This window comes from Vibrio sp. M250220, from assembly GCF_036533795.1.
GTDB lineage: Bacteria > Pseudomonadota > Gammaproteobacteria > Enterobacterales > Vibrionaceae > Vibrio.
In genome coordinates, this window is sequence record NZ_JATABI010000012.1 from 48,984 (window position 1) to 75,037 (window position 26,054).

The 26,054-nt window shown below is 42.3% G+C and carries 20 protein-coding genes and 1 pseudogene; 10 read left to right on the forward strand and 11 right to left on the reverse strand.

The features are described 5' to 3' along the window. The 3 genes from QTN94_RS06665 to tldD are packed head-to-tail and all read left to right on the forward strand — an operon-like array spanning position 1 to position 6,159. Positions 1-3,873 (forward strand): YhdP family protein, encoded by a 3,873-nt coding sequence (locus tag QTN94_RS06665; protein WP_331427250.1) that lies wholly within the window; start codon positions 1-3, stop codon positions 3,871-3,873. Positions 3,874-3,885: 12 nt separating this feature from the next. Then, on the forward strand, positions 3,886-4,704 hold the full coding sequence (locus QTN94_RS06670) for a carbon-nitrogen hydrolase family protein (RefSeq protein WP_331427251.1): 819 nt from the start codon (positions 3,886-3,888) through the stop codon (positions 4,702-4,704). Positions 4,705-4,713: 9 nt separating this feature from the next. Then, on the forward strand, positions 4,714-6,159 hold the full coding sequence (gene tldD, locus QTN94_RS06675) for a metalloprotease TldD (protein WP_331427252.1): 1,446 nt from the start codon (positions 4,714-4,716) through the stop codon (positions 6,157-6,159). Positions 6,160-6,390: 231 nt separating this feature from the next. Here the strand turns inward: tldD and arcA are convergent. Further along, positions 6,391-7,560, reverse strand: a pseudogene (gene arcA, locus QTN94_RS06680) (arginine deiminase); the annotation flags it as partial. Positions 7,561-8,126: 566 nt separating this feature from the next. Here arcA and rraB point away from each other — a divergent pair. Beyond that, a complete protein-coding gene (gene rraB / locus QTN94_RS06685) occupies positions 8,127-8,549 on the forward strand; it encodes a ribonuclease E inhibitor RraB (protein WP_331427253.1) in 423 nt (140 codons plus the stop codon). Between the two features lie 841 nt (positions 8,550-9,390). Here rraB and QTN94_RS06690 read toward each other — a convergent pair. From QTN94_RS06690 to QTN94_RS06730, 9 genes are all read right to left on the reverse strand, one after another. Beyond that, positions 9,391-9,972, reverse strand: coding sequence for an SLATT domain-containing protein (locus tag QTN94_RS06690; RefSeq protein ID WP_225460174.1), 582 nt, complete (start codon positions 9,970-9,972; stop codon positions 9,391-9,393). 23 nt (positions 9,973-9,995) lie between these two features. After that, entirely contained in the window at positions 9,996-11,276 is a 1,281-nt protein-coding gene (locus QTN94_RS06695; RefSeq protein WP_411119685.1) for a nucleotide-binding domain-containing protein, read from the reverse strand. A gap of 208 nt (positions 11,277-11,484) precedes the next feature. Next, positions 11,485-12,540 carry a DUF6765 family protein gene (locus tag QTN94_RS06700; RefSeq protein WP_238792179.1) on the reverse strand — a complete coding sequence of 352 codons (1,056 nt, stop codon included), beginning with the start codon at positions 12,538-12,540 and terminating at the stop codon, positions 11,485-11,487. 8 nt (positions 12,541-12,548) lie between these two features. Beyond that, the gene (locus tag QTN94_RS06705) at positions 12,549-12,818 is read right to left on the reverse strand and encodes a hypothetical protein (RefSeq protein ID WP_225460172.1); all 270 of its coding nucleotides are present in this window, start codon (positions 12,816-12,818) and stop codon (positions 12,549-12,551) included. Beyond that, positions 12,815-13,480: a hypothetical protein gene (locus tag QTN94_RS06710; RefSeq protein ID WP_225460171.1), complete on the reverse strand. Its 666-nt coding sequence runs from the start codon at positions 13,478-13,480 to the stop codon at positions 12,815-12,817. Before QTN94_RS06710 ends, QTN94_RS06705 begins: the two co-directional genes overlap by 4 nt. Beyond that, entirely contained in the window at positions 13,477-14,244 is a 768-nt protein-coding gene (locus QTN94_RS06715; protein WP_331427254.1) for a hypothetical protein, read from the reverse strand. Before QTN94_RS06715 ends, QTN94_RS06710 begins: the two co-directional genes overlap by 4 nt. Before the next feature lie 499 nt (positions 14,245-14,743). After that, positions 14,744-15,286 carry a helix-turn-helix domain-containing protein gene (locus QTN94_RS06720; protein ID WP_225460169.1) on the reverse strand — a complete coding sequence of 181 codons (543 nt, stop codon included), beginning with the start codon at positions 15,284-15,286 and terminating at the stop codon, positions 14,744-14,746. A 43-nt stretch (positions 15,287-15,329) separates the two neighbouring features. Then, on the reverse strand, positions 15,330-16,424 hold the full coding sequence (locus QTN94_RS06725; RefSeq protein ID WP_331427255.1) for an ATP-binding protein: 1,095 nt from the start codon (positions 16,422-16,424) through the stop codon (positions 15,330-15,332). 340 nt (positions 16,425-16,764) lie between these two features. Continuing rightward, entirely contained in the window at positions 16,765-17,487 is a 723-nt protein-coding gene (locus QTN94_RS06730; protein ID WP_238792175.1) for a LexA family transcriptional regulator, read from the reverse strand. 282 nt (positions 17,488-17,769) lie between these two features. On the opposite strand from QTN94_RS06730, the gene QTN94_RS06735 reads away from it, so the two are divergent. Genes QTN94_RS06735 through QTN94_RS06750 form a run of 4 tightly spaced genes read left to right on the forward strand, consistent with a single transcriptional unit; the run spans position 17,770 to position 23,759 of the window. Beyond that, the gene (locus QTN94_RS06735) at positions 17,770-19,389 is read left to right on the forward strand and encodes a site-specific integrase (RefSeq protein WP_225460166.1); all 1,620 of its coding nucleotides are present in this window, start codon (positions 17,770-17,772) and stop codon (positions 19,387-19,389) included. A 5-nt stretch (positions 19,390-19,394) separates the two neighbouring features. Next, positions 19,395-21,239, forward strand: a complete 1,845-nt coding sequence (locus tag QTN94_RS06740; protein WP_225460165.1) for a hypothetical protein — start codon at positions 19,395-19,397, stop codon at positions 21,237-21,239. A gap of 2 nt (positions 21,240-21,241) precedes the next feature. Next, entirely contained in the window at positions 21,242-23,257 is a 2,016-nt protein-coding gene (locus QTN94_RS06745; protein ID WP_331427256.1) for a hypothetical protein, read from the forward strand. Further along, a complete protein-coding gene (locus QTN94_RS06750) occupies positions 23,226-23,759 on the forward strand; it encodes a hypothetical protein (RefSeq protein WP_331427257.1) in 534 nt (177 codons plus the stop codon). The genes QTN94_RS06745 and QTN94_RS06750 overlap by 32 nt, the downstream gene beginning before the upstream one ends. Positions 23,760-23,797: 38 nt before the next feature. Here the strand turns inward: QTN94_RS06750 and QTN94_RS06755 are convergent, their stop codons facing one another. Further along, positions 23,798-24,004: a helix-turn-helix domain-containing protein gene (locus tag QTN94_RS06755; protein ID WP_011149149.1), complete on the reverse strand. Its 207-nt coding sequence runs from the start codon at positions 24,002-24,004 to the stop codon at positions 23,798-23,800. A gap of 93 nt (positions 24,005-24,097) precedes the next feature. Here QTN94_RS06755 and QTN94_RS06760 point away from each other — a divergent pair, with 93 nt between their 5' ends. Continuing rightward, on the forward strand, positions 24,098-24,640 hold the full coding sequence (locus QTN94_RS06760; protein WP_172789921.1) for a phage tail tape measure protein: 543 nt from the start codon (positions 24,098-24,100) through the stop codon (positions 24,638-24,640). After that, positions 24,634-26,016: a DEAD/DEAH box helicase gene (locus tag QTN94_RS06765; RefSeq protein WP_331427258.1), complete on the forward strand. Its 1,383-nt coding sequence runs from the start codon at positions 24,634-24,636 to the stop codon at positions 26,014-26,016. The genes QTN94_RS06760 and QTN94_RS06765 overlap by 7 nt, the downstream gene beginning before the upstream one ends. Positions 26,017-26,054 lie beyond the last annotated feature (38 nt).

The window sequence follows — 26,054 nt, forward strand, 5'->3', positions numbered from 1 at the left end:
GTGAGCTCAACTACCCCTCGCCTGCTTAGAATATTGCTTTGGTTCACTGTAACGGTATTAGTGTTTTTAGCGATTACCGTTACGGTGCTGCGTATAACCTTACCTCAACTCAACCATTTCCAACCGCAAATTCAGGCTTGGATCAATCAGGGCTCAGGACTTGATTTCGAAGTGTCTGATTTACATGGTTTTTGGCGCAATTCGCACCCTTCGATATCCCTGAAAGGGGTCAAGGCCAATACGCCTGAGAGCAGTGGTATTCATTTTTCAGCAGATACCGTTGAAGTTGAACTGGATCTATTCCAGTCACTGATTCAGAGAGAGCCAGTCGTTGCTGAGCTCAAAATCTATCAACTTAATCTTGATATCACATCGGTTGAGTGGGCCAATACTGAGCAATCGCCGGAATTGAAGCCTCAAGGCGAGCAGAAAGGGGTATTGGAGCAGCTAGACAAACTCCTTCTACGCCAGCTCGACAGTTTCTCTCTAACTCAATCGAAAATTGATTTTCTCGGTATTGATGGAACGCCTCGCACGCTAGCGATCGCTAAACTGAAATGGCAAAACAATGGCCGTCAGCACTTAGCGGATGGCGAAATCAGTTTGGCTAATAGTGAACTCAATTCTGCGCAAGTTAGAGCCGATTTTGTTGATTTTGGCTCGCTGATTGATGTGAGTGGTGAGTTCTATGTATCTGCTCAAAACGTCTTAGTGACGCCTTGGTTAACAAAGTATCTTAAGACTGAAACGGGTATTGAAAAAGGCCAACTGAGTTTTAGTAGCTGGTTGACGTTGGAACGAAGCCAACCACTCAATGCCTATGTTGAACTGGAATCTTCTGAATTAAGTTGGAAGGAAGGGCAACGGCATGAACTGTGGATTGAATCTGGAGTTCTTGAGTTAGAACCTAAGTCAGATGGTTGGCAAGTTAACGCTCACTCACTCAATCTGAGTACAGATGACAAGCAGTGGCCTGTGCTTGATGCAGCCTTTGACTGGCAACCTGATCAGTGGCGATTGAACGTATCTCAACTGGATATTTCGGCTATTACCCCATTAGTTAAACTCGCGCCGGACTCTAAAACCACCACAGAGTTACTTCAGAAGTTATCTTTGGGTGGTTTAATTGAAGATGTGCGAGTGTCTATGGGTGAATCAATAGATTCGCTGAAGTATTCGGCACAGCTATCTCAAGGCACCATGTCACAATGGGAGTTGCTGCCGGGTATTCACCATCTGTCGGCATCGATTTCTGGTACTCCAACTCAAGCTAAGGCGAGCGTTAACTTAATCGACGATGTTTTACCTTATGGTGAAGTGTTTCAAGCCCCGTTAAATATCAAGCAAGGACAGGTTGATATTGTATGGCAAAAAGACGACACGGGGTGGCGTCTATGGGCAGATAAAGTCACTGCGGCGACGCCTGATTTACAAGTTCTTGGCGCGTTTCGTCTTGATTTTCCAGATAACAAAAGCCCGTTTCTTTCCTTCTATGCTGAGGCCAATCTTTTCAATGCGGGTGAAACCTGGCGTTATTTGCCTACATTAGCATTGGGATATGAACTTACAGACTATCTCAGCACCGCCATCCAAGGTGGTAAAGTCAATGCGGCGAAGTTGCTATGGTATGGGGAGCTTGCTGACTTCCCGTATAAAAATAATGACGGTATGTTTCAGGCATGGGTAGGACTCAAACAAGCAAAATTCAGTTTTGATACGGCGTGGCCACCAATTACCGATCTTCAGCTTGATCTGTTGTTTCAAAACGACGCAATGTACCTAGATTCACGAAGTGCAACCCTGATGGATGTGACGGCCAAACGCATTACTGGCCGTATTCCAGAATTAGCCGAAGGTGGGCATATAGAGATCGAAGCACAGGCTATCGCACAAGGGAATGCGGTCAGAGATTATATGACGGCATCTCCGCTAGTGGATTCAGTTGGCGCAGCGTTAACAGCGATTCAGGTTGATGGCAAAGTGGAATCCAGTTTCCAGCTTAATATCCCGTTTAGTGCCGATAAGGAAGCAAGAGCTTGGGGATACGCCGATCTTGCCGAAAATTACGTCACCATTGAATCACCACCGATGACATTAGAAGCGGTTTCGGGAAGGGTAGAATTTGACAACGATGTTGTCAGTGCTGCTGGTTTATCCGCCGATATACTCACTCAGCCCGTTTCAATTGATTTTCGTGGGGAGAACATTGCTCAAGGGTATGGCGTAGCGATTAATGTGGTTGGTGACTGGGATGTAGAACCTCTGACTCCTTATCTTGGCAACCGCTGGCTTGATCCTCTGGAAGGTCATGCGCCTTGGCAGATGGATATCGACATTCAGCTTAATGACATTGGTTTCACTTATCAGATAGATACCGAAGTCGATCTAAAATCGATTACCAGTCATTTTCCCGCGCCTTTAGCGAAAGCAAGCGGAATGGCAGGCAAAGGACGACTACAAGCGTCGGGTAACCAAGAAAGCATTACGGCTCGTGTACAATTGCCAAACTTTAAATATCAAGCCGAAATTGATATTCGACCAGACACGCCTGTGTTGACCGATACGAATCTTGTTTTAGGCAAAGGTAGCTTCAAAATTAGTCCGGTTGCTGGACATCAGGCTCAGATCAGGCTTAACAAGCTAGATCTCGACCAATGGATTGATCGACTGGCGAGTGAGCAAGGGCCTTCAGAAGCCGTGTTGGCACAGATGAATACGCCCAAAATTCCTCTACCCGCTAGAATTGATATTGATGCCAAGGAGCTGACTTTAGCGGGTATTGAGTGGAACGATGTCGATTTCTCGGCGAAGAGAAAAGGGCTTGGTTGGTACATGAGTTTAGATAGTCAGGAGGCAAAAGGTGAAGCATCTTATCTTGAGCCGTATGACTTATCGGTTTCACTCCAGCGTCTGCATGTTTACGTTCCTAAATTGGATTCTGCCGAGTACAAAGATAAAACCATGTTTGACAGTGACGCTCAGCAAGCGCCGTTGATCAGCCATTTTGATCGAACCTTCCACCAGCAAGTACCGAATATCACTCTCGCCATCGATGATTTTTGGCTCCAAGGGTATAAAGTCGGTAAAACTCACCTCGATTTGCAGCGACAGGGCGAGAAGTTGGAGTGGAAGAAGCTGACTTTCGAAAGCGGCAGCAACAAGGTCGACATGAAAGGATGGTGGCAGTTGAACGATACCCTAAGCCATACTCGTTTCGATGTGTCGATGTCTGGTGAAAACAACAGTGATGTTATGGAGCGATTTGGTATCTCTTCAGGCATCCAAAAGGCACCGTTTGAGCTCAATGCTAAGGTCGAGTGGGATGGTTCTCCTTGGTCAGGTAAAATTGATACCCTCAAAGGTGAAGTTAACACCAAACTGGGTAAAGGCACGATTTCCGATGTCAGTGGTGCCGCGCGTTTATTGGGCTTGTTCAGTCTTGATTCGATCATTCGTAAAATGCAGCTCGACTTTAGTGATGTTTTTGACAAAGGTATGGCATTTAACTCCATCACGGGCAGTGGTTCTATCCGGAACGGTGTGTTCTTAACAAACAATATCAAGATGGATGCGGTAGCGGGTGAGATGACGATTAAAGGCCTCGCTAACCTCAATACTAGAACCGTGGATGCTGAGGTGAATTTCACTCCTGACATTACCTCCGGTATTCCGGTGTTAACTGCCTTCGCGGTTACACCGCAAACAGCACTTTATGTCTTGGCGATTACGACAGTTATCTCTCCTGTGGTCGAAGTATTTACTCAGGTTAACTATGAGGTAAAAGGCCCGTTAGACGCCCCTATAGTTAAAGAATTGTCACGTAGTAAAGGGGAATTTAAACTCCCTGAAACGCTAAGAGAAGCGATCAAGTAAGGATTTTTGCTCATGGAACGAGTCGGACTCATTCAAATGACATCAGGGCCTAACCCACAGCAGAATATGGCCTATATTCAACAACAGGTGGGTGAGTTGGCGCGTGCAGGGGCTAAATTGATAGTCACTCCGGAAAACGCTCTGGTGTTTGGTAGCCGTAGTGACTACCACCAACATGCGGAGCCATTAGGGGAAGGAACTATCCAGCACTTCCTTGCTCAGTTAGCGCGTGACAATAACGTTTGGCTGTTGATTGGAAGCATGCCAATCAAGCGTGATATGGGGGTTACAACAACCTCATTACTGTTTGATCCAAACGGAATACGAGTTGCTGATTATGACAAACTACACATGTTTGATGTAGATGTCGCCGATGGACACAAGCGTTACCGCGAGTCAGAAACCTTCACGCCGGGAGAACGAATTGTCTCCTATCAAGCACCGTTTGCCCACCTAGGGTTGACTATCTGCTATGATGTTCGTTTTCCAACCTTATACAGCGAACTGGCTAGATCTGGAGCTAACCTTATTTTTGTTCCTGCGGCTTTTACTGCAGTAACAGGGAAAGCACACTGGGAAATATTGCTACGAGCACGTGCTATTGAAACCCAATCTTGGCTAGTCGCAGTAAATCAAGTCGGAACACACCCGTGTGGACGTGAAACTTGGGGCCACTCGATGGTTATTTCACCTTGGGGAGAGGTTATGAGTAGCCTTTCTGATCAAACCGATAATTTATTGGTCGATATCGACCTAACTCAAGTAGAAGAATTAAGAGCAGCGATGCCAGTAGCTCAGCATGCTCGATTCAGCAATCAGTTACAACATTAAGAGCAAAGTATGACCATAAATCACGTAGAAGACGCGTTGTTAAAGACCGCCGGGCTCAGCGAACAAGATATTGCTGATACATTGTCGAGCATAGCAACTCGCCAAATTGATTATGCCGATATCTATTTTCAATCGAGTTGGCATGAATCGCTTGTTCTTGAAGATAGCATTATTAAAGATGGTTCGTTCAATATTGACCGTGGTGTCGGCGTTCGTGCAGTAACTGGAGAAAAGACAGGTTTTGCGTACTCTGACCAAATTCACTTGGAAGGTCTTAAGCAGAGTGCAATCGCTGCTCGCGGAATTGCTCAGCAAGGACAGAGCGGCCGTGTACAAGCATTTACGCGCAGTGATAATCAAGATTATTATGCGGCTGTAAACCCACTGGAAAGTTGGAAAAAAGAGCAGAAAACGCAGTTGTTGAAAGAGCTGGATGCTTATATTCGAACTAAGGAACCTTTAATCAAAGAGGTTTCTGTGAGCCTCAGCGGTGTTCATGAGCAGATGCTGGTGGCGGCAACCGATGGCACTTATGCTGGGGATATTCGTCCGCTTGTACGTTTATCTATTAGCGTTCTGGCTCAAAAAGGTGACCGTCGCGAGCGTGGTAGCTCTGGCGGTGGTGGTCGTTTTGGCTACGACTTCTTCCTCACTGAAACTGACGGTGCAAAAGTCGCTTATCAGTATGCTGATGAAGCGATTCGCATGGCTCTCGTTAATCTAGAAGCCGATGCAGCTCCAGCAGGAACAATGCCAGTTGTGCTCGGCTCTGGTTGGCCGGGTGTGTTGCTCCATGAAGCGGTAGGGCATGGTTTAGAAGGTGACTTCAACCGTAAAGAATCTTCGGTCTTTAGTGGCAAGATTGGTGAAAAGGTGACATCAAACCTTTGTACGATCGTTGATGATGGCACATTAAAAGACTTACGTGGCTCTTTGAATGTTGATGATGAAGGCGTGAACGGTCAATACAACACACTGATTGAAAATGGCGTACTAAAAGGTTACATGCAGGACAAGCTCAATGCTCGTTTAATGGGGGTTAACCCGACAGGTAATGGCCGTCGTGAATCCTATGCACATTTGCCTATGCCGCGTATGACTAACACCTACATGTTGCCTGGTCAGCATACACCTGAAGAGATCATTTCAACGGTGAAGAAGGGCCTTTACGCTCCTAACTTTGGCGGTGGTCAGGTTGACATTACATCTGGTAAGTTTGTTTTCTCTGCATCTGAAGCGTATTTGATTGAGGACGGCAAGATTACTCGCCCAGTGAAAGGCGCAACCCTCATCGGCTCAGGTATCGAAGCCATGCAGCAGGTCTCTATGGTAGGTAATGACCTAAGCATTGACCGCGGTGTTGGTATATGTGGTAAAGCAGGCCAGAGCGTACCTGTAGGTGTTGGGCAACCAACATTGAAATTGGATTCAATTACAGTGGGTGGTACGGAGTAGAAATCGAGTACGCATTGCTTCGAGTACCTAGAGCGGACTTCGTCCTTCTAGAGGTAGCGGTGGTAAGTGAGACAAAAATTGAAGGCAGTGATATTTTTTTAGGAGTTAATTGCCTGGATGTAAAAGTAAAGGGTTGACACTTTGTGTCAACCCTTTAAATTTTCGGAACTCGGAACTCGGAACTCGGAACTCGGAACTCGGAACTCGGAACTCGGAACTCGGAACTCGGAGTCCTCGACCCAGTTCATTGCCCGGAATCGTGAGTACTTCAATTCCTGCTTTGTCATATTTCTCGTTGGTGTAGACATTGCGTTCGTAGCCGATCACAACCCCTGGTTTGACCGTCAGTACGTTGTTGGCATCATTCCACTGCTCACGCTCCGCTTCGTAACTGTCACCACCAGTAGTGATGATTTTCAGGTAATCGAGCCCAAGAGCTTGTTCAATAGCATGGATAAAGCTTGGCACTTTTTCGACCTTCATATCACCGTGATCTTTTGGTGTCAGGCGCCAAGTATTGAGATCTTTACGCATGATCTCTGGATAGACAGAGAAGGTGTCGATGTCCATATGCGTCATTACTGTATCAAGGTGCATACATGAACGGTGTTTTGGTAGCTCAATTGCGATGACTTCTTTAGCTTGACCATGTTTGAACAGACTTGCCGCAAGATTTTCAACACCTTGCGCGGTCGTGCGTTCAGACATGCCGATAAGAACCGCCCCTTTACCAATAACCAGTACATCACCACCTTCAATATTAGCGTTGTCGTAGTGAAGGTCTTCATCGCCAAAATACTTGATGAAATCTTGTCCTGCGAAGACGGGATGCCAACGATAAATTGCTCGTAAATGATTGGTTTCACGTTGACGTGCAGGCTTCATCATAGGGTTGAGCGACACACCACCGTAAACCCAGCAAGAGGTATCACGAGTAAACAAGTGGTTAGGAAGTGGCTCGATAACAAAGTCGAGTGGACGATGCATGCTAGGCAACATAGAGGCTGACTGAATTGGCAGCTCGGAATACGCTAATCCACCTAGTAAAACAGTCGCTAAGTGCTCATTGTCCATCTCTGCGAGATAGTGGCGCAAATCTTTCGCAAATGTCGGCCCATAGCGAAGGTCGGATATCTGGGTATTGAGCAGCCAAGTCTTAGCTTCCTCGACCGCTAAGGTTTCAACAAGTAAGTCGTGTAGTAGTAGTACTTCAACCCCCTGAGAGGTAAGGGTTTGGGCAAACTTATCATGCTCTTCACCTGCTGCTTCAACCGCGAGAACATCATCAAAAAGCAGTTCATGACAGTTTGAAGGGGTGAGGTGGGTGAGTGCTCGCTCTGGACGGTTTAACAGAACACGTCTTAATTGACCAACTTCTGAGCCTACGTACAACTTACTCATTTTGTATCCTTACATTAAGTTTCAGAGCGTATTTATGGCAAGATTGTTATAAAGATGCAAGCGCACTTGCTGGATGTAATAACTGTCAAATTTGCTTGTTTTAAATTTTAATTCTAGAAATTAACAGAAAGTTGGATTTAAATTTTATTTTTTATTTGTAAGTCGAAGTGCCAAAGTGTGCGTCGCTATGCGTTCTTAGATCATGGGTAGAGTGAGGATAATTTGACCCAGCGAGCATAGCTATGCAGATATTAACCAGTCAGATTTGTATTGGTATGTTTTTATGCATATTGAATGAAGAGTAGGATATGCAAAGGGCATTAATAAAAACGCATAAAGGATACGTTGCTAACATCGGTAGCGGATTGATAGATAATTCTGAATCGAGCAAATGATAAAAAATTGTTAATTTGCGATCTTGTGAGGTCGATCTTACTTGAACTTGGGATTGTAACAGCAGAAAGATCTGGATCCTGTCATATTCCGGGTAGTAATTTTTCTGGATCCGTGCGATATTTCGTCGCTGTTAACTAAGATCAACTATGTCACTATCTGGAGCACTAAATATGTCTCACGAAGATGAATATCTATCTGTCGAAGAATTAATTGAGATTCAAAAGGAAGAGACTCGCGAAATCATCCAAGCCCTGCTAGAAGATGGCAGTGATCCAGATGCTCTGTATGAAATTGAGCACCACCTATTTGCTGAAGACTTCAACACCCTAGAAAAAGCTGTTGTTGAAGCGTTCAAAATGGGTTTTGAAGTGCTTGAAGCAGAAGAGACAGAAGACGAAGATGGCAACAAGCTACTATGCTGTGATGCGACAATGGAATCTGCATTGAACGCTGAAGCTATAGACGCTCAAGTTGAAAAACTGGTTCATCTCGCTGAGAAGTACGACATCATCTACGATGGTTGGGGTACTTACTATGAACACCCCTACGATTCTGAAGATGATGACGACCCCTACGATTCTGAAGACGAATAAAAGTGTGAATAAATGGCAGCCTTGCCACATGGTGAGGCTTTTTTGTCCTTGAATATAAAAAGATAGTCATACACCTTAAAAGGTAAAAGTTACTTGAGTGCTTAATTCATAGGTAAATATGTTGGACCACTAATATTTGCTTCATCTGAATCGTATTGTAAGTTGCTAACAGAATTCCAATCATTGATTGATCATAAGATTGAACGACTCCATTCAAACACGTTTCTGGACAGAATGTATGCGCTATTGCTCGAAAATGCTTCTGTTGGATCTGGTCTGAATTAGTACAGATTAGGGAAAGTATGTTGGCGTCATAGTGTCTTGTTAGTTTTGTATTTACTACCTGCGTTCGTCTGCCCTAATATATGTCGCATAAACTGCATTTGTCCGTTTAGTCTTACCAGAATTACTTGCTCTTAAGTTAATCCATATCTCTCCCTTGGTGTTTCTAGGTTCAATCGATGTGATAGTCCAAACACAAGCGAAATGTGTATAATTCAAATGAACTTGCATCCCTACTCGCAACTGAGACTCCGGTATGCGAGTTCCTACATTATGACGAGTCTTATAAAAACCTCTTCTCATTCGTATGCTCCTAGCTGAAAAACTAACATCCACATTTGCGGCTGATTTGTAGCGTAGTGGAAAGCAGTCCAACAGCATGCGTTTGTTAGGTGTTGAAAGACTAAGGGATAACATCCTAATAATGCTCGTTTAAGATATCTATCCTCAAAACATTGTTATCATCAAAGGTGCTTTTCACAGATCACTCTTTGCGAAGAAACATCATATACATGCAGCTTTAGTCAATCGCTCTCCTTTAACTACACATAATTCTTGACTAACCTCTTTTTAACTCGCTTGGCAAAAAAGCGTCTATCTCAGCATCTGAGAAAGTCATATCCTCTTTGTTCTTCAAGGCATCCTGCGCTTTTGTATATGCTTTGAAGTTAGTGCTTGGTGAACCTACGTATATTGAATGCAAGTCGCCCATCAGCCTATCTCTTTCTTCCTGCACCTGTTGCAGTGGTTTACTCCCAACCCTGAGATCTGTTAACAGAGACAAGTATTTTTCTCTTATCAACCAAATCTCGTTCGCTGCATGTTTGTGCTTTTGGGCTATTTCGCCAAGATCGTAGTCCTTGGTATACGTATTGAGCACCAAGAGTACTGTGGATGCGATTCCACCGACGAAGATCCCTATGTTCCATATGTCAAGGATTTCAGTGGCAAAACCACCTGTTGTTACAGTTGCCAGAATTATTTGCCACATTTTAATGCAAGCAAGTCTCGACAGCAGGATGTCAGAACACTTCTCGTGAGTCTTATGGCTATAGACCACTCGTCCATAACACTCTCGAAGCTGACCCTCTAAAACCAGCTCCTGATCTGACAAAGCGCAGCCAGTAAAACTATTAGTCATTTGTTATATATCGCCTTTAATTATCACTGGATGGGTACAGCTATCTGGTCTCTCGCAACAACGACACCATTTTTTATCGCGTAGCATTCGACGAGGTGTTCGCCTTGGAAATCCGTAGACTCCTTTCGCTGTCTATAACCTTCATCTTCAAAAATTTGTCCACGAATGCAGTCCCGGCGTTCGGCTTCTACCCCCTGATTGAGAACCTTCCACTGCAACGTAAATGGCTCAGGAACAGAGCACTCAGTCACCGTAAACAACAGTTTTTTCTTGGCAAGGAGAGGTATTCGCCGAGCTAACATATGCCTGAGCGTGTTCTCCCTAAAGCCGTTCTGCGAAACGTCACAATCAAGGACAAGGCTATACTTAACATCCAGCGAGTACAAGTCATCAATGAATTGCTCAGTGTCACGCCATGCAGTAGCAGCTTTCGCAACATACGTCTTTTCCGCAGCGGGGAATGGACGACCAAATATGCTCTTCCACTTATTATGCCGAGTACTCTCGCTAGAAGCATCAATTGCCTCTAGTGCAAGCTCATATGCCTTTTTGGCCTTTCGCTGAAACTTCTTTTTTACAGCTACTCTTTGACGACTCCCCAATGCAGCATAAAATTCCTTATCAGGTTCATCAGCCAGATACTTAAAGAAGTCTCGGCACATCCAATCGTAATAGGCATAACTCTTATCGTCATAGTTGGTGCTGGACTTGAGGAAGTTATAGGCAAGCGTATCGATCAGTAGCCCCCCCATAGCAACGCCGCACTTGTTCTTCCAAGCTCTTCCCATTTTGCACAGCTTCCGGAGGTTGCGGTTCTTCTGATCCACGAACTCTTTCATTGCTTCAATCTCTTCTCTGGGCTTAGTGATCTTCCATGAGCCACCGTTATATGTATCTGGGTACTTGAAGCTTCTATCTGCTTGCTCAAACACGGGTTGAACCTCAACCATAAAGTCTTTGTAAAGGACCTGAACAACCAATCGATCTACTTTAACCTCAGTTTTTGGGTATCGGGTTTTGATGGCATCACGGGTATCAATAAGGAGTTTGGACTGCTTGCCATCCTTATAGTCGTCCCACTTACCCGCTGGCATGATGTACAACATATCCAAGTCAGAGATACCTCGGATCCCTGTCCAGCGCCCATAAGAGCCGACCTGAAGGCTGTTGGCGATTTTCGACTCAGTATCTCTAAACTTTTTGTTCAAGCTTGCCGTAATCTCACCGTATCTATCGCTTATCGTCTGTCCGTTGTTGATAGTCAGGTTTCCAAGAAAACTCTGGAACATCTCAGATGTAGTCAAAGTAATTTACCTCTTCGTTTACATTTAATTTGCAGGGCAAGAGCATGAAGCCCTTATATCTAAAGAGATACCAGTGCCTTTACAAGCTTTGCTGCGTAATTCGAGTTAACTAAATTTAGGATCTTACGCTCAGAACGTATCCTAAGGATACCTAAAGCTGCCCTCCAATAAGTTGTATTCTTGGCCCGCTCCAACGGGCCAAAATATCCTAGCTCACCATCAAACCATGCTGTGGCAAGAGCTCTCGCAATACATACCAACGATGATAAGAGGCCGCCTGATAGTAACGATAGATAGGATGTTCCATCGCCTCAGCGCTACTGCCATGGCGAAGAGCGTCAAACCCATCATTCCAATCTCGGTACTCTGGAATATCTTCTGCGATATTGAATAAATCACCATACTGAGCTTCGTGTTTCCACTTATCGATACGATCATTCCCTTTAGCTTGGAAAGCAAGAATGGATTGTATTTTTCCCTCGAGTACTGACCAGTCCTGCTTTTGTTCTGATTCCATATACTCCACCGGTAATGCCGAGAGCATAGAGTGTAGTTTTTGACAGTACTCAAGGAAGGTCGCAGGATTATCTCGCCAACCTGAATCATGACCGCTGTCGTAATCGAAGCGCCACTTCAGGTACGGCCTGTCAGGAAATGTCACCACGCCCCCATGACCCAACGCCCCAGACAACTCCTCCGCTAGATGAGATTTAATGTTGAGAACAAAGGGAGTAAATCGTTCAAAAAAAGTGTCCTTTTTACCCACAATATAAGCTTCCATTTGTTCGTTTAAGTCTCTGAACTCAAAAGAGTCATTGACTACCTGATTGTGACGAGAGCTTACCCCTGAGAAACCGTAGTGCGCGAATGTGTCAGCGTAGACGTGTGCCATTATCCCCAGCAATTCAAGGAAATAAGGTTTTGCGGCCTGTTCTAAGTGGTTATGACACATTTGCTGGGCAATAACACTGTCTTTGCGACATACCAAACGCTCAGTGAATGAACTACCTTCATTTCCCGGTAAGAAATGGAAAGGTACCCAAACTTGTCTTTGGTCATCAGGATCAATGTTGCTTACATCCGCAGCGTGATGCGCTGTTGCTTCGACGCGACAAGCCGACGCATCCGCCAAATCAATGCCGTTTTGCTGTGCATTGTCATCTACAAACTGAGCTGCGGTCGCAATAATACGAGCCGACTCTCGGTTTAAGCCTGCGGCGCGAGCCACACAATATGTTCCGTAATAGTGCATATCGATTTGCATAAGTCCTCCTAGCGAACGGCTTTGATAATATCTTGTGTGAGCTCCCAAGCCCCTTCACCCAACTGGCGAACATTGCTTTCAAACTCAGCCACACTCAAATTGCGTTCGGATGCCGCCTGTATCACATCCATCAAGGCTAGATATTGGGCATGGCCTTTAATTGCAGGACTTAACGTCTCTAGATTAAAACGAGTGTCTAACAATAACTGAAGCTCTCGTTCTGCCAATCGACTGTTTGCTGTTGCTACAGACTTCTTAATTCGGTTTCTCATACTCATTTGACTTTCTCTAGGTAAGGTTGTGCTTTCTGATCGAGTTCACGAACCTTATCTAAGCCTTTAGCAGCCTGATCCGATAACTCACTAAGTTGTTGATTGATATTATTTCTTAATTGCTCTAAATCGACACTTTCAAGTAGGGCGTTCTGCACATCTTGCACCTCTCTGATGCTATTAAGATGAGCAGTAATGGTCTGATTTCCCTGCTTCATTAATGTGAAGCTCTGACGGATATCAGCTAACATCACAGACTCCGCTGTTTCCAATGGGACTATGAGCTCACGGCGCTTCGCCTCAATTTCCTCAGTCGCAACAAGCGCCCATTCCTTCACCCCATTTAACTGAGCCAACCTATTAGGCCTATCCACAGCGACAAAGTCTTCCACTTGGTTGTCATAAACCACTTTCCCCTGCGCCATCTCAATCAGCATTCCTTCAACTATCCAGTCTTCCAGTAATGCAGGCACCCACTCGTTGTACAAGTAGTCTTCTCGCTGCTTTTTAAGGACAGCAATGTGTTGATGAACCAAGTCCATATAGGCCTGTTCAACATGCGTCATGTCCTTATCCATTTTGTAGGACAGCTCCACGACTTCTTTCGGGATCGAGGCCGAGCAAGCCGAAAGGAGCAAAGAAAACATGACTATCCATAATGACTTCATATTGCTTCTCCTATAAAGGTGATGATCTGGGCGTTAACCGCCTCAAGATTAAGTAGATACAACGGCATTGCTAGTGCAATGACCATTGCACCGAGCTTTTTAAGATTGTTTACGAACCCTCGCTCAGCATGTGTTGTTCGAATCGCATGAGACGCAAACACCGTGAGGAATAAAGCCCCCGCTTGGCTTATTGCAGTCAAAATGATGTGGAAAGGAAGGTGATCCAAACGAATGGCCTCGATATAGGCTTTTAGCCCTTGACCTTTTAACGCTTGGACGACACTGACATAGTAAGGGTCTATAGGGGAGCGATAGATGGAATACAAAATGTAAAACAGAACACCATAGGCTAGGGCCTTAATAGCTTTTGTATTCTTGGATTCAAAATAACCGAGAGTAAAAGCGGCATTGAAAAGAAGGAACAATAAACTAAACCCGAGAGCCCACTCTCGATGGCGAATATAGAGAATAGCGGCGATAACCCCTAGCACTCCAAAGATGAACACCTCACCATCACCTTGCGATTTTGGTGGTTGACCGCTGTTATAGTGGTGATTGTGATTGGTAACGTTATTGTCATGACCAATCTGGATATTACTGTCATCGCTCGCGGTGATTGTGCCGCTATTCGAGGCTCTAACATGGCCCTTTGACAACCCCTCGCTATTGCGAGAGTCTGCATTAAGTATTTTTGTCCAAACAATGCCAGCGATAGGGCCAATAAGAACCGCGAGCACGATTGGATCTGTCAGTATATCTAACATAGGAAATGTACCTTTCTATATGGCGGGCAAACCCGCCAAACTAAACTGATGTCACTTATCGTGGGTATGAGCGTTTATGTTTACAAACGTATTCGAGTCGGCCGAAACGGCGACGCACATACGCGCAAACATCAACGAGTTTTGGTCGAATACTCATGAGAGATTCCTCCATACTTCTTAACAAAGAGGGAACTCAACGATTGAAGTGAAAGCTATAGAAAGGTAATATCGCAATTCTCACCGAGCGATTGGGTTTCTATAGAGACCTGAGACCTCTTAGTGTTGGGTCTTGTAATCGATCACGTCAATGACGACTACATTTCACTTCGCTAGTAAAAAGGGACTTTTAGTACTTTACTGAAAGTCCCTTTTTACTTTCTTTTTTGTTCATCCTTACAACCTCTATTTCTGATTAAATTAATCTGTTTAATTGCTGGTAAAAATAATTCCCTAGCTATAAGGGAATTGTACCACTAAGAATCTGGTTATCACAAGCTGTTTAATCAGATTTTATTGCATAGTAAATAAATTCTTTTCCGCCAGACTCAGCAGCCTCTTCGGAACGAGTGATATAACCAGCACTATACAATTTTTTTAATCGAGTACTAGCGTTGGGAATACTGATACCAAATGCGGCAGAGATACTTGCTGTCGTTGCAGAACCATTATCTAAAACGAACTCAACCATATCGCTAGTCCCTTTCGTCATTTCAGGTCCTATAACTTTGTATTGATTTCCCGACCAAATCACTAGAGGTTGACCTTTCGCCTCTGCTGCATAGGACCAGTTATCAATAAGATCCTGATCAGCAACATCGGTGAGGTAAAAGCTTTTGTCGCCACGGTAGAAACGAGCAAGAGCCACAACACTTTCACGCGGAAAAGATGCATCTGTCGCCTCGATACCATCCAGAGAAATCCCAAAGACAGTACAAGATGGATGGGAGTCGACTTTGTTCATCAGTTTATGAAAAACATCTTTCCCTTGAACATTACCAAAGGGATGGTCATCTTTCGTAAAGTCACGTAGTTTGATTATCATTGCATTCTGATTCATGTTGATAATTTAAGGAGAAGATCATAAATTAATCAAGCGAAAAGTCAAAACAAATATGCGAACCGCATAATTTTTGCAAGCCATAGCTCACTTCATGATCAGAGAGTTTCCCCTCAGAATAGATCAGGGTTAGCTCGAAAGAATCCTGCCTAATGTGTATTTTCGCATTAAACTTGGCGGCAATATCACCGCTTCTTTTCAAACCTAAGCCGCGGCTTTTATCATCATTATTTTCAGCACTACTTATACGACCTCGTTCAAATACACGTTTAATCAGCAATGCGTCATTTTCAGCATTGACGGTTTTAAACTCTTGATATGTTTCTGGATATTGCTTCTTTAAGATGCGTCGTAGTGAATTCGCAATCCCCACGCCACTGTCAGAGATAACCGTTTGTATTCTCTTAGTTTTGGAGTAAACCTGTAGCGCAGCGAAACCATCAATGGGGGATTTAGAATGATCCCGAACGTTACCAAAGAGTTCAGATATCATAGTAAAAGCGGCATTAGAATGCTTGCTACCAGCCTGTTCTATGAATGCCTGTTTAAGCTGGAGGGGAATGCTCTCATCAGGCTCTTTTGGATTAATGACACCAAACTCCATAACCTTACTGTTATGACCATAGTAACAAGATGCGTCCTTTACATTGGGAACAACAACAACGCGAGGGTCTATCAACTCAAAAAAACCAACACGACACAAGTATGAGAAAGATTTATCACATGCACTAAAGTCTAGTGAAACAGACTTATTTTGATACACCAATTGATTAATAAGAGCGAGCAGTTTGCCCAAAGAATCAAGTAAGAAACTCCCACCAAGAAAAGTCATTTCGATTGTAGTGGTTTCTTCATCCCAAAGGCCATCATACTGCTTTATCACTTCTTCAAAGCCAGAAGAAGTTAACCAATTACGTGCCGGAACTGGGAAGAGCACTTTCAACACTTCATTTGAAAGGGACCATTCATAGTCCTCATTTTGGATAAAAGTAGAAGAATTAGCATGCAAGAATGAGTTCACTTTTTTGCGTTCTAAGCCCAATATAGACGCTATTTTTTTCGCCTTTAGGTTAGGTCGTTCTCTGAGAAGATTCTGTATTGCTAATTCCATCTGAATACTCATAAGCTGATGTCTAATAAGAGAATATAAGGTTGTAAAAGAATTTTTCAATCGGTCTAACCCGAAAGTCACACAAAAACTTTATCTCATCACGACATGATCACCGCTGCGCAATTAATGTACAAGTGAAACCTAATGGAGTAGCACCCAACTCACCGATAGCTCCTTTTATGGATTGGAGCGGTACCGCCAATAAGCTAGAGTAATCAGTCAGATCTTGTTAAACCTTGAGTTTGAAACTGACAGATTTCTTCTTGTCGAATTCAACTTAGGTGTATTAGATGATCATTAATTAAGAAATTGCGGTGTAACAATGTTTATTCTGCGTTTTAAAGTTTCAATTCTAATCACCAATGTCCTTGGTAATTTGAACAACCTGACCGACGACTTCAAACGGATGCTGTTCTTCTTTCGGGATATCTAGGTTGTCATAGATAGGGTTATCGCTGATTAGTCTCCAGCAACTTAAAGCATCCTGGTACCTCCTAACAAAGAGGTTATCACCATTTCTAAATATATAAATATTTCCATCCAAGGGCTTGTTTCTCCCCATATGAACAACAAGTGTATCATTGTTGCTTATGGTTGGTTCCATGCTGTCACCTTTAGCCGATATAATAGCTAAGTCATGCTTGTTGAATCCCTTTGATATCAACCAGTTATGTTTGACTGCTAAGTTTTTGGTTGGTTCTAATGGGCCAGGGTTTACATCTCCGTTGCCAGAGCAAGCTTGAATTCTATATCCAGGAATTAAAGCAAATTCTTCTATAAAGTCTGATGATGCTGCACTTAGGCTGTCTTTAGGTACATTGCATGATGTCCCAGAACATAGCCAATTTAATTCTTTGTTTCCCACTTTGGCTATTAGTACTAACTTATCCAAAGATGGGAAGGTCTTTCCCGCTATATAATTACGCATGACTCCTTCTGAAAGACCACATTTTTTCGCGAAACTGCGAATCGACATGTCACCTATGGTTTCTTTCAATCTGTCTGAAAAGAATACTAATTCATTATTTATTAAAGTGTTATCCACTTTATTCTCCGGAATTTTGCTTTTATCCATGTAATGCTTAGATATTTACTTAACTGCAGATTGCGCATTTAAATGCGCAGTTTGCAAAATTTGGTTCACTTGTCGTTGATTTGCGTATTAAAAAGATCAATAATGCAAATATAAATGCGCACTCGTGTGTTTTTGCGCAGATATGTGGCGAGTAGGGTAGCACGATGAGTGAAATTGATCGAGATTGAAGTGCATCAGATATAACAGCTGCGTTAGAAATATCTGGAACAAACTTCAAAAAATTCTTGAGAATCAACAAGGGTATGAACTGATGATATTCAAATGGCTGAGATAATTTACGACATCAAAACTAAAGCATTAAAACACTTCACGTATAGGAAGCCATTAGTATTTATTGATGATAATGGTGAACCTCAATATGAGTATTCTCGTGACAAAGACAATGATACTCACATCAAGAAAGTGATCTTTTTAAACCTAGTTGGTTACGAGAAGCTTGGACAGCTGGATGAAACCGGAAAACAAATGATGGATGAAAAGGGTAATCCGACTTTTATAAAAGGAAGCCTGCTTTCATGCGAGCCACTGGATTGCGTAAATGAATTTATTCTCTCAAAGCACATCGAAGATGGTAAAGAAGAATCACTACAGGCATCTAAAGCATTAGCTCACTACTTTCGGTTTCTTTTGGATGCACAAGCGAAGTGGGATAGTAAGTACGATAACGATGATTTCGAACCATTTAAAACCCCACCGCGACCGGCTTGGAATAAGTTTGCTGTAAGGCCGAATTTTCGTGCTACGACCATGTATAGAAATGCCGTTGAGAAGGGAGCAATAAATGGAACGGGGTTAGCTAAAACAACAGCAATGTCATATGTGCGTTCAATGGTTGATTTTTACAAGTATCACCTCAGAAAAGGAATGGAGTTTAATAATCCTCCGTTTGAATTTGAAACATTTTTGATTGATACCGAAAACAGTGGAACGCAAATGAAGTCTCATAAACGCAAGGTAGTGCAATCCACTGATTTAAGGTTAACTTTTCCTAAATCAAAAAAAAATGATGGCGGAAAACTTCCTAATGCGAGACGTGATCTAAAGCCTCTTACGAACAGTGAGTGGCAAGAGATAAAGAATATTTTGCTTAACACAAAGCGAGTCATTAAGAACGTCAATTGTGAAGAACGGTTGGTGAGTTTGCCTGTTGAGTATTGCTTGTTGTTTCGCATATTCCGCTATACGGGTCTTCGCAAGGAAGAGGGCTCAAGTTTGCATTTGGGGCAAATTTTTCATCCTGATATGAAGAATGCTGTACTGAGGCTCGGTGTCGGCAATCAGTATGGCTCCCTTACTAAAGATCCCGCAGGCGGTTATAACAATAAGTCTCGCCGTACAATTATCCCTAGTTCGTTGATGCTTGAGCTCTACGACTACAGTCACTCGCCAAGATACAAAAAGCGCTTGGAGAAATTTAAAGAGAGATGCAAGGTCGAGAGAGAAGCTGGTAATGATGCTTACTTTGATGGCATTGACGGCGTAGATGAGAAAAAGCATTACATATTTATTAGCAACTCAGGCGTACCTTTCTTTAAGAAACTCGAAGAAATCAATACTCGATGGAATGAAATCAGGAAAACAGCTGGGATAAATTTGCTAAATGATATTGATGCGGTAGTTCACAATTTGCGCTCTACATTTGCTGTCTCACTTTTCCGTACGTTTCTAAAGAAAATGGATGCAGAAAAGGCGTTGATAAGAGTTTCGGCATTTCTTGGTCACGAAGACTTAGCCACCACATTGCTCTACTTGAAAATTGCCCAAGAAAGTCCAACAGGTGATGAAATTTGGGAAGATGTGCTGGATTACCTCGGTGTATTCGATGACGAAGATGAGTTGGAAGAACTTCCTAAAGTCGAAAAATCTTATAAAAAGGCGTAGAAAAAATGAGTCGTACAAAGCCTTCAAAACCAGTCTTCCTTGATGACGACTTTTATGAGTATCCGGTGGCCACAGTTGAACCAATTCTTTTATCAGACTTAAAGCTGACTGTGAACGGGACTACCAGTCATATTGAACAACTTAATTTTAAAGGTGCGCCTAACTATTGCCAAAGAGGAAAAAAAATATCTGGCGTGGACTATATCCCTGTTGTGGGCAGAGAGAGTTTTGTTCGTGATGTGTACCATATTTTAAAAATGGATTTCAACAAAACTAAACAAGCATCCTTTAACCAACTGAGGTTATACCTTCGCTGGATGGATAACAATCATTTAGAGCCGATTGATGCAGACTACTTTCATCCTGACTTATACAACGCCTTTATGAGTTATCACCAAGAGAAATGTAATCGAGGTGAGCAAAAGCTAGCAACATGGGTTGCGGCGAAAAAAATGCTAAGTTTTTTCCTTAAAGCCAATAATCGGGCTGTTGAAGCAAAGCTGTTGAAGTCAATAAAAGGTACTAAAAAAGACACTGAATCACATAAAGGTATTGATCCGAGCGGCGAGTTCAAGCCTTTGGTTCGTAGTTATATCTCAGCGTTTAGTAAGTTTAGAAAGCACTTTCTGAAGGGAACTAAACCTGAGATACATCCTTTTTGGCATGAAGATTTATTCAATCAAGTGGCAGAGCAAGAAGAATGGACTAACAACCAAAAATCGATCCAAAAGAAAGGATTTACGTTTGCGGTAAAAACCGAAAACTCTACACGTAATCATTTCTCTAGACTGTCTGCAATGCTTGCTTTCTGCTTCACTGGGCAAAACGCCACACCTATTCTTAATCTTCGCTTTGGTGATGTTAGGTTTACCAAAGGAGTGGGTGGCAAGGTGTACTTTGATATGACCAAAGACCGTGCAGGATTTTTAAATTTTGATACATCGTTGGGCTTTCATAAAAAGACCCAAGAGTTCTTTCATCAGTGGCTAGAGATTTCAATGGAACTCCAGAAAGACTCAGATACTGACTGGTTGTTTCCCTATTTTATGAAATCAGGAGAAGTTAAAGGATGTATTGAAGCTGGTCAAAGTAGTCCTCAGAAGAAAATCAATAATTTAACGAAGAAATTGGGGCTAGCTCACGTTACTCCCTCTAAACTCCGCCAGACAAAGATTGACGTGCTTATGAAGGTAACGCAAGACATTTGGCTAGTATCAATGTCGGCAAATAACTCAGTTAAAACTATAGTCGCTAGTTATTCAGATGGTAATGAAATTGATCACCAAAATAGTTTGGCAGCATCGAATGAAGCCATGTATGACTTTTCGAAAAATGGTACGGATATTTACGATGCAGCAAATAAGGCAAAGTTTAATCATGCAGATGTTCTGAGTGACTACGATTACAAAAGGTTGCGTAAGCAGGAAAAAGAGAATGACAAGCAAACATCGCTAGGAACTCGTTGTAAGGACAGCACAAAAGGTGCTGCTAACACAATTAAGAAAAATTTAGAAAAAATGGGAATTGAACAACCAGAAGAAGCAACTTGTACGGATTTTCTAGATTGTTTTGAATGTGAATATCACCGATTAGTTTCGGAGGTAGAGGATATTTGGCTGATGTTGTCTTTCAACGATACGCTGCTAGAAATGAAAGATTATCCGGCGATTAATAGCCTACCAACTGATAAGTTCTTTAAGTTATGCAATACCATCGATTCAATTCTAAAGAGATTTAAAGAGATCTCCCCAGATAATTATGTAAAAGCTCAAGAAAAGTACAACGAAGAAGGTCCCCATCCGCTCTACTGTGACGGATACAGCCTACTTGACCTACTGGAGGTGTTTTAGCCATGGATAAGAAACAAAATAAAGATATGAGCATTATTTCATTAGCTCCAATTCTTAAGTCTAAGACTGCGTTTTTAATCGACGGGCTTGATCGAATTAACACCAAAAATAAGCCTTACCACGTGGAAATGTGGGATTTTTCGAGTTCGCATGCTGTTGGTGTGCGATATTCTTTAACAGTCAGATTTAGTGCTACCAATCCGGCATATGTTAACGGGATACAGGACGCTTTGTATAAGATTTACCATCATTCAAAGAAGACGGAAACACTGCCTTTATCTGTTACTCAAATGGATGCTATGAAATATGCCTTACAGGGTATTGCTGATTGTTTAGAAGGTACAAATTGGAGTTGTTTAGAAAATTATAGAAAGTGGGCTTATTTTATTCGCAAACTTAAAAATAAAAAGTTAGGAGTAGCAACTGTTGGTCACGCTATTTCAGCATTAAATAAATTAACAGCTATTGGTGAGCTTAAATCATATGTTGACGCTCAGGCTATGACGAAATGTGCATCAGACACAGTAGGGCAGCAGAATGTAGCTATTCCGCATAGGTTGTATCAATGTATGATGAATCATGCTCTAGCTGTAGTTGAAAAATATCACCCCTATCGTCATGATATTTCAAAGGCTATGGGGGACCTCTTTGAAATTAAAAAACGAGTTGAAGCCGGAGAGAGAATTTGCACTGAAGGTCGAGGTACTGGAAGAGTGCTATCAATGGAACCTTACGCTATAAGAAATAGAATAAAGATTGCAGTAAGAAAAAAAAACCATGGTGTTCCTGATTTTAAAGTAGATTTTCATGCTGATGACTTAGCTGATATTTTGACCAGTTGTTTAGTTATTGTTCAGGGCTTTTCTGGTGTCAGGATTGGTGAGGCTGTAAGCTTCAATAAAGATAGCATTGATAGGGTAACTATTAACGGCAAAAAAGTAACTGTACTCCAAGGTGAAACAACTAAGGGGACAAATGGAAAACCTAAAAAGGTAACTTGGCAATCACATTTTATCGCGGAAACCGCACTAGAATTAGCGTATGACATGATGGCATCTACTCGCGATTTTTATCTGGAAGGTGTTGATAAAAAAGAAGAACAAGGTGAAGTTCTCGAAAAGATTAATCATATGAGAAGACAGCTTGAATCAGCGTTTTTGGTTGTAAAAGCAACGCGACAAAGTGGTGATAACTATATTTTTGACCCACAAAAAGCACTGAAAAGATTTATCAAAAACTTGGGCTATAAGGTAACCCTGAAAGATGTCGAAGAATTCAATATGCTGAACCCAACAAGAGAGGGAGACTTGAAAGTTGGTGGCACATACGATGGTTTGAGTTCTCACGATTTCAGACGAACATTCGCCGTATTCTTTGTTCGCTATGGCTTCGGTACTCCTTCGGGTATTAAATTTCAGTTCAAGCACGAAAATATTAACATGTCTGGCTACTATGCCAATAATGCCGAACTTGCGCAGATGAACGATCTTTTGATGGATGAAGATATCCTAGATGACTTGAAAGAGGCTGGGATTGATTTAGGCATTGACATTTTTGACGAAATCTACAACCAAAGTGAACATTTGAGCGGTGCTAAAGGTGAAAAAATCATGCAAGACCGTATGAAGAAGCTACAGTCTGGAGAAAGCATCATCATGACTAGAGAGGAAATAGAAGAGAACCTTCGTCGTGGTAACTTTCATATCATGCAACTCCCAAGTGGTGCCTATTGCACCAATGGTTCATGTGATCGGGTTTGTGGTACTTTATCATTCAGAGCGGAAATTAAAGAGTGTGAGCATAAGGTAGTGACTGATAAAAGTGCCAGAATGATTGCAAAACAGCGAGATCGCCTAATTGCTAAGTTTACGGACCTGAACACTGGCGACCCATTAAAAAGTTCAATTCTTAACGGCCTAAAACAGAAGATACAAGTGGAAGAGCTAACGCTTAAAGCTCATGAAATTCCTTATACGCCATTTAACGATGACATTAGAGCGAGAAATCGTTGTGGTTGAAGACGAACTAAAAAGAATCATACAAGAAGAAAAATCTCTTTCCGCTGAAGAGAAGTTAAATAAAGCGCTTGAGCGATTGCTAGCAGGAAAGCCTCTACGTACAAAAGCAAAGGGAAAACTGACCTTAAATAAAATCAATGTTGAAGCTGGTTTAGGGCGTAGCTACATCCATAAATTTAAAAAATTCATCGATGATGTGGCTGAAGATGCTATTGAAAATTACAACAATCCTGAGAAACCTGAACTAGCTAATCAAGACTTATCTGAGCATATAGTAGATGGAGAGGATATCAGTGAGATTGAAAAGCTCAGAGACGAATTAAAACACCAAATTAACCTAAAGGAAGATTATCGAAAAGAGAGAAATGAGCTTCTTGCTATCAATGACGAGTTAGAAGTATTGAATAAATCACTTATGTTCCGTGTATATGAGCTTCAACAAGAGATTGAAGGTGAACTTGTTGAATATGAGCACCTTAAAAGTAACCAGAAACTGGATTAACCATCATTTTAGGTGTGAATGGTACAAACTAGTTCATGTTAGGGCAATAAATCCCGCACATCGCAACCAAGAATGCTTGCCAACTGGTACGCTTTTTCTAGAGTGATGTTGACCTCCCCTCTTTCTATGCGACCGACATAGCTTCGGTCGATGTCTGCTGAAATAGCCAATTTATCCTGAGATATACCTTTGAGCTTACGCTCTCTACGTAAGTTATCTCCAAACCGTTTTGCTAAGTCTTTCATTTTAAATGGTACTCAAAATGAAAGAATATCCTTCATTGCGGATTATATATCCACGGACTATAATCCGTATTTTTGGTTCGTAGTTGAGCTTTTATGACGAAGAAAACAGCGATTAATGAATACATTTTTACCCTATTCATCGAGAAAGGACTTGATGGATTAACTGTTCCTGCCTTGAGGGACGAACTACTAACGATTACGGGAGAATTTAAGGACATAACGGAAGCGCGTAAGTTTCTTTATCGTCAGTTATTGCCTTTAGAAAAGAAAGGACTACTTTGGACTAAGGGCCAAGGGCGGACAAGAACATACCACAAATCAGAGCAGTTCAAAGAAACTGTATTCAAACCAAAAAAGCGTAAGCAACAGAAGCTAAAAACAGTCGTAGAAAATTCGGATGAAGTAACTACCCTAGATGAGCTGACTTTGGAACGACGAAAGTATGAAGCTGAACTTGCGATAGCTTTAGCTGAGATCGAAGAATTTCAACTATTGTCTGAAAGGTTACCTTCGCAGAAATCATCATTGTTAAAACTATCCGAAGAGACTAGAGAACGTTCTGTTAGATATCTAGCCAAAATAAATGTCCTTAATCACGCCCTAAACTTTCGTAATTGTGGGGAAGTAAAATGTTAAGACTATGGCAAGAGGAGTGTGTTGGTTCGGCTTTAGAAAAGTATCTTGCTGGACATTCGCATTTTCAGGTTCAGGCTACTCCAGGGGCTGGAAAAACGGTGGCCGCTGCCGAAATCGCCAAAAGGCTGTATGACTTAGACAAAATTGATCTGGTCCTCTGTTTTTCGCCATCATTAACGATTGCTGATGGTATCAAGAGTACCTTTTCATGGCGATTGGGATGCTCTTTTACCGGTGGACTTGGTTCAATAGGCGCATCGTTTACATACCAGAGTATGAAATACCTTAGAGACAGCTTTTGGGAAACAATTAAAAAGCACCGTGTATTGGTTGTATTTGATGAGATTCACCATTGTTCAGGTGATGAAATTGAAAATGCCAATGTATGGGGTGAGCAAATTTTGAAACAAATTCAAGGAACTGCTGCGTTTACATTATCCCTATCTGGCACTCCTTGGCGCTCAGATTTATTGCCAATTACGTTAGCGCAGTATTCTGACGCAGAAGGTCGTATCCACTGTGATTATCAATACGGTTTAAAGCAAGCGATTATCGATAAGGTCTGTCGTTCACCTAAAATTGTACTAATTGATAATGAGCGCTTATCTATCTCAGAAAGTGGACAATTGAAGTCATTTTCGTCAATTCCTGAACTTTTAAAGCAATCAGCAACTCCGTATCAAAGCATTTTACAAAATATTGATGCAATGACCTATGTACTTGGTCTTGGTTGCAAAAAGCTAGCAGAAATACGTATGGATAACCCTAATGCCGGTGGTTTGGTTGTTGCTTCATCGGTAGGACATGCAATCGAAATTCAGAAAATTTTGGCTGAGACATATGAACAAAGCACAGAGGTCGTTACTTACTATCATGAAAGCCCATTAGAGAAAATCAACGGGTATCGGGACGGTATGACTCAATGGATTATCAGCGTTGGAATGATTAGTGAGGGTACCGATATTCCACGTCTACAAGTTTGCTGCCATTTAAGTTTTGTGAAAACAGAACTTTATTTCAGACAAGTTTTAGGGCGGATTTTACGGACGAATGCATCCGCGAACCAGCAGGCATGGTTATACACTTTTGCTGAAGAGAGTCTGGTGAGCTTTGCAGAGCAAATCGAGAAAGATATTCCGGACTCATGTTTGTTTATTAAGCCAGATAATTTACAAGATAGACCTCAAGTTTCTGTTTCGTCAGGTCGAGACTACTTCTCCGAACGACAGAAGAGAAAAACTGATATTGGAAACAAGCAACTTAGTTGGGATAAAGAGCATGCGGGAAAACAGTCAGCCATATCTGCGTACTCAACTTCTCCTAGGCAGTTGGACTTGGGAAATTTCAAAGAGCGTGTCATTGCTGCATTTTTATGACTAATCAAAATTACTCTTATTCTACAACCAGCAGCAAG